The organism is Paractinoplanes ferrugineus, from assembly GCF_016862195.1.
GTDB classification, from domain to species: domain Bacteria; phylum Actinomycetota; class Actinomycetes; order Mycobacteriales; family Micromonosporaceae; genus Actinoplanes; species Actinoplanes ferrugineus.
Genome location: NZ_BOMM01000101.1, coordinates 1 through 11340 on the forward strand (window position 1 = coordinate 1; position 11340 = coordinate 11340).

An 11340-nucleotide genomic window follows, 5' to 3' on the forward strand; every position below is an offset into this window, starting at 1 on the left:
CGATGGCCACCAACAACGCCTACCGGATCACCATCACCCCGGGCACCGGCGGCGGCTCGACGACCGACCTCGCCGGCACGTACCGGATCACCAACGCCAACAGCGGTCTGCCGCTGACCCCGCTCAATGCCGGAACCGCGTGGGGTACCGCCGCCGTGCAGGCCACCGGCGGCAGCTCCGCCCAGGTCTGGACCCTGGCCCCCGCGGGAAACGGTCAATACAAGATCGTCAATCAGCTCAGCGGCCTGGTGCTCGGCATTCAGAACGCCTCGACCAGCGCGGGCGCGGCCGCCCTCGTCTGGGGTGACACCGGAACCACCGACCACCTGTGGACCGCCACCGCGGACGGCGCCGGCCACTACAAGATCTGGAACGCCGGCAGCGGGCTGCTCCTCGGCGTCGCCAACATGAGTACCGCCGCCGGGGCACAGGTGCTCCAGTGGAGCGACACCGGTACGGCGGACCACCTGTGGACGCTGACCAAGGTCTGATCAGCGGCCGGCGGTGACCTCACGACGCCCACCGGCTCGTGGGGTCACTTCCGGCCGGGCTTGTCCGGGTGCGGGTGCTTCGGCGCCTTGCCCGGCCGGGGCGCGGCGGGCGGGGCCGGCCGAGCCTTCGCGCCGCTGCCCTTGCGCGCCACCGGAACCACCCGCACCGCGGACTCCTTCGTGGACGTCGACACACCGGGCTTGACCGCGCCGGCCGCAACCGTGCCGCCCGCAACCGTGCCGGTCGACGCGGTGCCAGTCGACGCGGTGCCGGTCGACGCGGTGCCGGCGTCGGCCAGGCCGGCCTTGACCGGGCCGGATGTCGGCGTGCCGGTCGGCACCGCGCCCGCCTCCGCAGGCTGAGCCGGTCCCTCCTCGGCCCACCAGGCACCGCCCGCGAGCAGCAGTCCGGTGACCACGCCGGCGGCGATCAGCGTCGCCCGGCCCCGACGGCGGGTGGTGACCGCGGGCAGCGCGACGGTCGGGGCGGCGACGCTGCGCAGCAGAGCGGACGACGGCAGCCCGGCGATCTCGCCGAGCACCTCCGCGACCTCGATGGCGCTGGGCCGGTCGGCGGGCCGCTTGGACAGACAGCGGGACACGAGCCGGACGACCGCGGGCGGCAGGCCCGGGAGCACCGGCAGAGGCGCGGGTTTCGCGTAGACGTGGGCCTTGACCATCTGGGTGACGGTCGACGCCTGCCACGGCATCTGCCCGGCCAGCGCGAGGTACATCACCAGGCCGAGGGCGTACACATCGGTCGCCGGGCGGACCGGGCCGCCCTCGACACGTTCCGGCGCGAGATAGGCGGGCGTGCCGAGCAACCGGCCGTCCTGGTCGTCGAACGCGCCGACGGCGGCCGAGATGCCGAAGTCGACGAGCTTCACCCCGGCGCCGGTCACCATGACGTTGGCGGGTTTCACGTCGCGGTGCACGATGCCGTCGAGGTGCGCGGCCGCCAGGGCGGCGGCCACCTGCGCGCCGACCAGGGTGGCCACCTTCCAGGGGAGCCGGCCGCCGGTCAGCATGTCGGCCAGGGTGCGGCCGTCCACCAGTTCCATCACGACGAACGAGAGGGTCCGTCCGGCGTCGGTGAACTCGCCGTAGTCGTACACGGCGACGACGTTGGTGTGCCGCAGCCGGGCGGCGGCCCGGGCCTCGTCACGGATCTGCCGGCGCTGATCCGGGTCGCCGGCCAGCGCCGCGGACAGCACCTTCACCGCCACCTCGCGGCCCAGCACGTCGTCGTCGGCCCGCCAGACGACCGACATCCCGCCCTGGCCGAGCCGCTCCCGGAGCCGGTAACGACCGGCGATGAGTTGTCCGCACTCCACGGCGCTCCCGGTTCCCGATCCGGCCGGGGCGAAACCTATCGACCGAGACCGGTGGCCAGATCGGCGACGGTATGTGCCTGGATGCCGGAAACCTCGCCCTCGGTGTAGCGGCTCGCCACCGCGCGGACATGATTCTCGGCGGTGTCGGCCAGCCCGTCGTAGACGGCGACGAACAGGTCCCGGGCCGGTTCCCGCAGCCAGCCCCGGGGCAGCAGGCGCAGCGGCAGATGCGGGTCGAGAATGGGCAGCCGGCGATAGGTGTCCATCACCTCGGTGCGGGCGCGGACCGCGTCGGTGCCGGCCACGTCGCCGCCCCGGCTCCGCGGCACGGCCGGGCGCCAGCGCCGGATGAACGCCTCGTACTGCCGGGCGATCTCCTCGGTGTCCCAGGCGTCGAGCGGGTTGCGCCGCACCGCCGCGTCGAGCTCGACGTGGCCGGCGCGAAAGACGGTGAGGGTGCCGAGGGTCAGCTCGGCGAGCCGGGCCCGGGTCTTCGCGCTGAGGTCGTGCGGGGAGATCCACAGGCCGTCGTAGAGCGGCGCGTAGCCCATCCACCGCAGCTGATCGCGTAACCCCCGCCGCGAGTTGCCCTCCTCCTGCGGCATCGAGAAGGCGATGAGCGTCCACTGCCCGTCCCAGGGCGGGGCGTCGGAGGCGACCAGGATGGCACTGCCGCCGATCGCCAGGAACGCGGCGGCCGCCGTGGTGAGCCGATAGGAGCTGTGCCGGCCCTGGCGACGGCCTTCCAGCACGCCACGGCGGGCGAGGCGGCTGATGGCGGTGCGCGCGCCGGCCGGGCTGACGCCGGCCTCGGCCAGCAGCGTCACGATGGCGGCGGTCGGCAGCCACGCCCGGGTCCGCAGCGTGTAGTCGGCCATCAGGGTCACCGCCAGGCCCTGCGGCGAATTGCCGGCCTGCCGGCGCGGCAGCCGCACGGATCCGGGCGAATCCTCCGGGAAGATCTCGTCGATTTCGTACGGGCTGGTCACCGCCCTGACTTTACGGGCCGGCCGGCGCAATTGATCGAGACATGTCGATTGACAGTTTTTTGTTCGAGGTGGAGTCTTTGTGTCACACGACGGTGTGGACCGGGCTTCGCGCGACCGCCACCTTCGCGTGCCTCCCGCTCCGCACCTGCTACCACGAGCCGCGCCCCGGCGCGGACCGAAGGAGACAGGCAATGAAGATCAGACGGAGACTCCTGCTCGCCGCGGCCACCTCCCTGGCCGTCGCCGGGCTGGCCGTCCCGGCCGCGCAACCCGCGTTCGCCGCCTCGCTGACCGAGGTCACCAGCTTCGGCAGCAACCCGGGCGGCATGCGGATGCACATCTACGTCCCGAACACCCGCCCGACCGCGCCGGCCATCGTCGTCGCCATGCACGGCTGCGGCGGCTCCGGTCCCGGGTTCTACTCCAGCAGCGAGTTCGCCTCGCTCGCCGACCGCTACGGATTCCTCGTCATCTACCCCTCGGCGACCCAGCAGGCCGGTTTCGGCAACTGCTTCGACACGTGGTCGGACGCCGCCAAGCGACGCGGCGGGGGCAGCGACCCGGTGTCTATCGTCTCGATGGTCAGCTACGCCGAACGGCAGTACGGCGGCGACGCCAACCGCGTCTACGCGACCGGCAGCTCCTCCGGCGGCATGATGACCAACGAGATGCTGGCCCTCTACCCGGACGTCTTCAAGGCCGGGGCGGCGTTCATGGGCGTGCCGTTCAACTGTTTCGCCGGCGCGTCCGACTATCCGCCCGGCACCAGCAAGTGCACCGGCGGCAGCATGGACCGCACCCCCCAGCAGTGGGGCGACGCGGTGCGGCAGGCCTACCCGGGGTACACCGGACCGCGCCCGCGGGTGCAGCTGTGGCACGGCACGAGCGACACCCTGGTGCCGTACTCGCTGTTGCAGGAGGAGATCGAGCAGTGGACCAACGTGTTCGGGGTCAGTCAGACCCCGACGTCCACCGACACCCCGCAGTCGGGCTGGAACCGCCGCCGCTACGGCGACAACATCGAGGCCTACAGCATCCAGGGGGCCGGGCACAGCCTGCCGAGCAGCGGCATGGCCGCGTACGCCATCGGCTTCTTCGGTCTCACCGGCACCACCACGCCGCCGACCACGCCGCCGACGACCGGCCCCACGACACCGCCGACCACACCGCCCACCACGCCCCCGACCTCGGGGCCGACGACGCCGCCCAGCACGCCGCCGTCGTCCGGCGCGTGCCGCGTGACGGCCGCGGTCAATGCCTGGAACAGCGGGCTTACCGAGAACCTGACGATCACCAACACCGGCAGCTCCGCGGTCAACGGCTGGTCCCTGGTCTTCACCCTCCCGGCCGGGCAGACCATCACCTCCGGCTGGAACGCCACCTACGCCCCGGCCGGCGGGCAGGTGACCGCCCGCAACGTGAGCTACAACGGTGCGATCCCGGCCGGCGGCTCGATCTCCGTCGGGTTCCAGGCCAGCCACACCGGTAACAGCGGGGCGGCCGGCTCGTTCGCCCTCAACGGCAGCGCCTGCACTACGGCCTGACAAGGTGGAAGGGTGCCGCCGGCGTCCTCCGGCGGCACCCTCATCCCCCTGCGCGCACCGGCCTCCGTCAGGACACGGTGCAGGCCAACGCCGGTGTGGACGGCGTGCCCGAGGCGAGGAACCCGAACGTGGCCGAGGCGCCGGCACCGAGTGCCCCGTTCCACGAAACGTTGCTCACCGCCACGGCCGACTGCTCGCTCACCAGCGATCCGTTCCACACCTGACTGATCGTCTGCCCGCTGCTCAGCGGCCAGCGGACCGTCCATCCACTGATCGCCGAACTGCCGGCGGTCACCTTCACCTCACCCTGGAACCCCCCGGACCAGGTGCCGGTGGTGCTGTAGCTCGCACTGCAGCCACCCACCGGGGACGGTGACGACGACGGCGACGGCGACGGAGACGACGAGGGGGACGTCGACACCGAGGGCGACGGCGAGGGCGACGTGGTCGTCCCGCCGGCCGGGGTGAACTGCCACCAGTTGACGTTCATCAGGTAGCCACTTCCCCCGGTGAACCGTAGGTAGAGGTCATGGGTGCCGGTGGCACCGCTGACCGGGCAGGTCACCGACGAGAACGCCTGCCAGCCACCGGTGCCGGGGACGGTGCAGGTGCCGGCCAGGGTTCCGGTCGGGCTGTCGAGGCGTACCTCCACCTTGCCGCCACTCGCGCCGGAGGCCGCCCGTACGGTGAAGGAACTCGCTCCCGCACCGAAACCGACCCCCTTGACCTTGACGTAGTCGCCGTTGTCGATGAAGCCGACGTTCATGCCACCCTCGGTGGCCGGCTCCGTCTCGACCCCGCTCTCCCACGCGATCGTCTCGGCCTCCTGCCGGACGTACGGATTGAGCGTGCCGATCTGGGGTGCACCGGTGGTGGTCATGTTGATCGTCGGGATGGTGCCGTCGGATCGGTAGGCGAACTTCTCGACGGCCACCGAGCGGGTGTAACCGCCGCCGCCGGGCAACGCGCCGTTGTGGTAGAAGAAGTACGACCCGCCGTTGAAATCGATCACGCCGGGATGGTTGGTGAAGCTGCTCCCCTGGGTCGGCATGATCGTCCCGCGGTAGGTCCAGGGCCCGGTCGGCCCCGTCCCGGTGGAGTAGGCGATGAACTCCGAGCAGCACTTCGCGGCGTAGACCAGGTAGTAGAGGCCACTACGCTTGTAGACCCACGGCCCCTCCTCGAACAGGGTCGGCCGCTTGGCGTCCCCGGTCCGGGTGCCGAAACCGGCCGTGGTCAGCTGGATCTTCGTGGGACTGCCCGAGTACGACGTCATGTCGGCGTTGAGCTTGACGTACCAGAGATCCGGGTTGCCCCAGTAGAGGTAGGCCTGGCCGTCGTCGTCGACGAACACGGTCGGGTCGATCTGGCCGTTGCTGACCAGGGGTTTGCCGATCGCGTCGGTGAACGGCCCGGTGGGGCTGTTCGAGACGGCGACGCCGATGCCCATCGCGCCGGTGGCCCGCACGGTCATCGGCACGTACCAGTAGAACTTGCCGTTGCGGTAGACCGTCTGCCCGGCCCAGGCGTTGGAGCTGGCCCAGCTGAAACTGGCCAGGTTCAGCGGGGAACCGTGGTCGGTCCAGTTGACCATGTCGGCCGACGAGTAGACCCGCCACTCCTTCATCGTGAAGTAGGTCGAGTTGTCCTCGTCGTGTCCGGTGTAGAGGTAGACCCGGTTGTTGTAGACCAGCGGGGCCGGGTCGGCCGTGTAGATGGTCTGCACGATCGGGTTGTCGGCCCGGGCCGGTGCCGGTACGAAGCCGAGAACGGCCAGTACCGGCAACAGCACGGCGAGGAGTCGGCGCCTCATGCCGCGGAACAGGTGGTCGACGGAACGCTGTTGGTGCCGTTCCAGGTGCCGAGGAAACCGAACGTGGTGGACGCACCGGCACCGAGGGCGCCGTTGTAGGTCTCGTTCGTCACGGTCTGCGCCGAGCCGCTGGCGGTGTTACGGCCACCCCAGATCTGGGTGATCGTCTGACCGTTGGCGAACGTCCAGCTGACCCGCCACCCGTTCAGCGCGGTGGCCCCCGCGGTCACCTTGACCTCGGCCTGGAAGCCACCCTGCCACGAACCGGTGATCTGGTAGGTGGCGGAGCAGGCGCCCGGCTCCCCGGTCGGGCCGGACGTCGGCGGGCTGGTGGGCGGACTCGTCGGAGGACTCGTCGGGGGCGAGGTCGGCGGCGAGGTCGGCGGCGAGGTCGGGGGCGTCGGCGACGTGGTCGTGGTGCTCGGCAGCGAGGTGAAGAACTTCCAGATCTCGCCGCCGGTCCAGGTCCGGGCGCCGCTGGTCTGCGTCGTCCCGTCCACCGGCTCCGGGGTGTGGTCGCCGTCGAACGCCGCCCATTCCACCGGGTAGCCGGGCTTGCAGCCCGAGTACTGCGTGATGATGTGGGTCAGGCTGCCCTGCGAGGGCTCCCGCGGGCTCTGCGCCGTACATCCGTTGTTGCGCACGAAGGTGTCGCGGATGGACCGGCCGAGCGAGATGTTCAGCACGCTGTCGTGGATGCCGTGGATGCCGAGGTACGCGACCGGCTGCGTGCCCGGGCTGCACCCGCTGAGGTTGGCCCCGGACATCACCGCGACCGCCCGGAAGACGGTGGGGCGGGCACAGGCGACGGCGTAGCTCATCGAGCCGCCGTAGCTCCAGCCGGTGGCGAACAGCTGGGTGGTGTCGACGCACAGGCCGCCCTCGATCAGCGAGGTCAGGTTGTCGACGAGGGTCAGGTCACGGTTGCCGGTGTTGGCCCAGCCGTTGTCGATGCCCTGCGGCGCGACCAGGATCGCCGAGTTGTTCGACTGTCCCTGCAGGCCGTAGTAGCCACCGCTGACCACGTTCTGCGCGCTTCCGTTGAGCCAGTGGAAGGCGAAGATCAGCTTGTACGGCTTGTTGCGGTCGTAGTTGTCGGGCACGCGCAGGATGTACGAACGGTTCTGGCCCCCGCTGTTGATCGTCTTGGTGCCGCTGGTCAGCGTGGGCGCCTTGCCGCAGCCGGCGGTGGTGGCCGCGTCGGCGGCCGGGGCCGTGGCGTTGATCGTCAGCGCCACGGCCGCGGCCAGTAGGGCCGCCGCCGCTCCGCCGGCGAGCTTTCGGATGTTCCTCACGATTCCTCGATTCAGGAGACGGCGAACTGGTTGACCGTCACCGAGCCGCCGAGCGCGCTGGTGGCGTAGTTGAAGACACCGAACCGGTAGCCCATGAAGAACTGCCAGTCGCTGTTCAAGGTGAACGCGGGCCCGAGGTTGGTGAAGGTGCTGCCGTTGGTGCTGTACGAGAAGGTGGCCGTACGCCCGCTTCCGGGTTGGATGTTGGCCGTGACCCGAAGCCAGATCTTGCCGCCGGAGACCGATGCCCCGGCCGCCTCGGATCCGGTGCCGGTCGTGGTCCAGCCGTTCGTCGACATGGTCAGGCCGTTGGTCATCGACACCCGGGTGGTGCCGTTGTCCTTCCGGATGCCGATCCACGCCGACTGGTCCCGCAGCATGGCGAGTCCCGAGCGGTCCCCGTTGGCCATCGCCGAGTAGTCGAGCTGAACCGTCGCCGTCGACGACGGTCCCTGGATGCGCCGGGTGAGCGTGTTCCGGGCGTTGTAGAGGTCGTTGGTCACGGTGGCGGTGTTGAGCCGCAGGCCGTTGCCGACGCTGAACTTCGTCGTGTCCGGGTTGTGGTTCCACTCCCACTGCGGGCCCAGGGTGCTCGCCGTGAAGTTGTCGGTGCCGGTCATCGAGGCCAGCGGGTGCCACGGCAGGTTGGGCCGCGGGTAGCTGTTGCCCCACCGGCCGTTCACCGTCTGCAGCACCGGCCAGCCGTCGCCGCTCCACGAGATCGGGGCCATGGTCGGCATCCGGCCACCGGGGTAGGCGTCGGTGAAGGCCATGTAGTACCAGTCACCGTTCTGGGTCTGCACGAGGCCGCCCTGGTGCGGCACGCCGCCGCCGGAGATCGGGCCGGGCAGGTTGAGCAGCACCTGGCGCTGTTCGTAGGGGCCGAACGGGCTGGTCGAACGGAGCACGTACTGGCCGTTCGCCGGCCGGGTGAGCCAGATGTAGTAGTAGTTGCCGCGCTTGTACATCCGCGAGCCCTCGAGGGTCCCGATCGAGGACGGCGTCGTGTAGACGGTCTGCGAGCGGACCTCGGAGGTCAGGTCGGACGACAGCTGGGCGACGCTGATCGTCGAGTTGCCGTAGGCGACGTACGGGGTGGCGCCGTCGAACAGCATGCCGGCGTCGTAGTAGCACTTGTTGATCCGGGCCTTCTTGCTCCACCCGCTGCCGGCCGACTTCGACGAGTACACGTAGGTGCGGTTGAACTCGGTGCACCCGAGCCAGTAATAGGTCGAGTCGCTCTGCCGGTAGTTGAAGGCCGAGGCCCAGATGCCCTTGACGTACGCCCGTGAGCCGTTCAGGTCGTAGGCGGCGTTGTCGAAGTCCAGCCGCGGCACGGAGTGGCCCGCGTACTCCCAGTTGACCAGGTCGTAGGAGCGCAGCACGGGCGCGCCCGGGGAGTAGTGCATGGTCGACGCCGAGTAGTAGTAGACGTCGCCGACCCGGATGATGTCGCCGTCCGCGAAGTCCTGCCAGACCACCGGATTGGTGAAGGTGGACGGCGCGTTGACCGGCGGCGTCGTGGGCGGCGTGGTCGGCGGGCTCGTGGGCGGGCTCGTCGGCGGCGTGGTCGGCGGGGTCGTCGACGGCGGCGGTGACGACGGGGTGGTCCCGCCGGTGCAGGCCACGCCGTTGAGGCTGAAGCTCGACGGGGCCGGGTTGCTGCCGGTCCAGCTTCCGTTGAAGCCGAAGTTCGCCTTGCCGCCGGTGGCGATGGTGCCGTTGAACGCGGCGTTGGCCACGGTCACCTGGGCACCCGACTGGGTCACGGTGCCGTTCCACAGCTGGGTGACGGTCTGTCCGGCGGCGTACGTCCAGGACAGCTGCCACGCGGTGAGCGGATCACCGAGGTTGGTGATGGTCACGTCGGCGCCGAAGCCGCCCTGCCACTGGTTGGTCACGGCGTAGTCGACCTGGCAGCCGGCGGCGGCCTCGGCGGAGGTGGCGACCGCGGTCAGGCCGCCGGCAACGGAGATCGCGAGGGCGGTCGCGAGCCAGGATTGTCTCTTCATGGGTGTGCTCCTCGTTCAGGGGCGCTCTCCGGCCCTGGGGAGCTGGGCCGGAGAGCACGGGGAGTACGGACGGCTAGCCGGCCGCGCAGGTGGGCGTGGCGGTCGGGCCGGCACCGGTGCCCTGGAAGCCGAACTCGGTGGTGCCACCGGCGGCCAGGGAACCGTTGTAGCTGACGTTGCGGAAGCTGACCGTGCCGGTGGTGCCGCTGTTGGTGGCACTCCAGGCGCTGGTCACCGCGCTGCCCGAGGGCAGACCGAGGCTCACCGTCCAGCCGTTGACCGGGGCGGAGCCGGCGGTCACCTTGACCGACGCGACGTAGCCGCCGTTCCAGGAGTTCAGGGTCACGCTGGCGGAGCAGGCGCCGGTGCCGGGGTTGTCGGTCGGCGGGGTGGTCGGCGGCGTCGTCGGGGTGCTGGTCGGCGGCGTCGTCGGCGGGGTGGTCGGCGGGGTGGTGGTGCCGCCCGAGTTGAGGGCGTTCAGCACCGCGGTGTAGGCCGCCTTCTTGTTGCCGGAGTTGTCGAACAGCAGCGGGTTCTCGCCGGTGCGCCACGAGTCGCTGTCGCGGATGCCCCAGACGGTGATGCCGGTGCACCGGGACACGGCCAGGCAGGCCTTCGTCACGGTCGAGTAGATGTTGGCCTGGTTACCACCCTGCGCCACGTCCAACTCGGTGATCTGCACGTCGACGCCCAGATCGGCGAACCGCTTGAGGTTCGACTGGTAGTCACCCGGAATGCTCGTACCCAGGTGCGACTGGAAACCGACACAGTCGATCGGCACCCCACGCGCCTTGAAGTCCTTGACCATGTTGTACACACCGGTCGACTTCGCATTCACCCCGTCGGTGTTGTAGTCGTTGTAACACAACTTCGCATTCGGGTCCGCCGCCCGAGCCGCCTTGAACGCCGCCTCGATCCAGTCGTTACCCGTCCGCTGCAAGTTCGAGTCACGCCGCGCACCACTACCACCGTCGGCGAACGCCTCGTTCACCACGTCCCACGCATAGATCTTGCCCTTGTAGTGGGTCGCGACCTTGGTGACGTGGTTCATCATCGCGCTGCGCAGCGCGGAACCCGACATCGACTGCGCCCAGCCGGGCTCCTGCTGGTACCACAGCAGGGCGTGGCCACGGACCTTGGCGCCCATCGAGATGCCCTGGTTGAGGATGCGGTCGCCGTTGGTGTAGTTGAAGTTGTTCTGGGACGGCTCGGTGGCGTCCCACTTCATCTCGTTCTCCGGCGTGACCGAGTTGAACTCGGTCGTCAGGATCCGGCTGAAGGTGGCGTCGCCGAGTTTGCTCGCCGGGATGGCCGCACCGAAGTAGCGCCCGGTCTGGGCGGCCGAGGCGCCGAGGGTGGAGGCCGCGTCCGCGGTGCCGATGACGGCGACGCTCGCTGCCACGACGACACCGACGGCGGCGGCCGCCAGCAGCGCTGCTCGGCCGTGCCTGGGGATGGACATGCGGGGAACCTTTCGAGAGACGGAAATACACGGTAGAAAGGCTGGGGCTGCCCTTCACCAGTGAAAAGTGAACGTTAACAGGTCGATGTCTCGGATGTTACGGGAGCGCTCCCACCAATTCAAGCAATTGTTCGTGCCACCGCGCTCACCTGGACATACGCCGAGGATGCGCGCTCGTAACAGTTTTCAGTGCGTCTTATTTATCGCGTCGCGAAATACCGCATGCAATTGATAGAGTTGAATTGCTTTCAGCACCGCTCGTAGCATCCCCGGAAATACCTCGTCCTCGGGAGCCGACATGAGAACACCCACCGTTTCCGGCCGGCGGAGCCTCGCCCTGATCCTGCTGATCATGGCGCTGACCGCCCTCGGCATGGCGGTCCGCGGGCCGGCCGCCTCC

8 protein-coding genes are annotated in these 11340 nt (G+C 69.9%); 2 read left to right on the forward strand and 6 right to left on the reverse strand.

What is annotated here, in order from left to right:
* The coding region (locus Afe05nite_RS43020) for an RICIN domain-containing protein (RefSeq protein WP_203823132.1) at window positions 1-491 on the forward strand (491 nt) is incomplete at its 5' end.
* 44 nt (window positions 492-535) lie between these two features.
* Here Afe05nite_RS43020 and Afe05nite_RS43025 read toward each other — a convergent pair.
* Entirely contained in the window at window positions 536-1825 is a 1290-nt protein-coding gene (locus Afe05nite_RS43025; protein ID WP_203823133.1) for a serine/threonine-protein kinase, read from the reverse strand.
* 35 nt (window positions 1826-1860) lie between these two features.
* Window positions 1861-2814, reverse strand: a complete 954-nt coding sequence (locus tag Afe05nite_RS43030; protein ID WP_203823134.1) for a PaaX family transcriptional regulator — start codon at window positions 2812-2814, stop codon at window positions 1861-1863.
* 191 nt (window positions 2815-3005) lie between these two features.
* On the opposite strand from Afe05nite_RS43030, the gene Afe05nite_RS43035 reads away from it, so the two are divergent.
* The gene (locus Afe05nite_RS43035) at window positions 3006-4358 is read left to right on the forward strand and encodes an extracellular catalytic domain type 1 short-chain-length polyhydroxyalkanoate depolymerase (RefSeq protein ID WP_203823135.1); all 1353 of its coding nucleotides are present in this window, start codon (window positions 3006-3008) and stop codon (window positions 4356-4358) included.
* A gap of 67 nt (window positions 4359-4425) precedes the next feature.
* Here Afe05nite_RS43035 and Afe05nite_RS43040 read toward each other — a convergent pair whose 3' ends face one another.
* The 4 genes from Afe05nite_RS43040 to Afe05nite_RS43055 all read right to left on the reverse strand — a co-directional run bounded on the left by Afe05nite_RS43040 (window position 4426) and on the right by Afe05nite_RS43055 (window position 10940).
* Window positions 4426-6171: a family 43 glycosylhydrolase gene (locus Afe05nite_RS43040; RefSeq protein WP_203823136.1), complete on the reverse strand. Its 1746-nt coding sequence runs from the start codon at window positions 6169-6171 to the stop codon at window positions 4426-4428.
* Window positions 6168-7469, reverse strand: coding sequence for a CE1 family esterase (locus Afe05nite_RS43045; protein WP_438869853.1), 1302 nt, complete (start codon window positions 7467-7469; stop codon window positions 6168-6170). Before Afe05nite_RS43045 ends, Afe05nite_RS43040 begins: the two co-directional genes overlap by 4 nt.
* Window positions 7470-7477: 8 nt before the next feature.
* Window positions 7478-9478, reverse strand: a complete 2001-nt coding sequence (locus Afe05nite_RS43050) for a cellulose binding domain-containing protein (RefSeq protein WP_203823138.1) — start codon at window positions 9476-9478, stop codon at window positions 7478-7480.
* 73 nt (window positions 9479-9551) lie between these two features.
* Window positions 9552-10940 carry a glycoside hydrolase family 10 protein gene (locus Afe05nite_RS43055; RefSeq protein WP_203823139.1) on the reverse strand — a complete coding sequence of 463 codons (1389 nt, stop codon included), beginning with the start codon at window positions 10938-10940 and terminating at the stop codon, window positions 9552-9554.
* Window positions 10941-11340 lie beyond the last annotated feature (400 nt).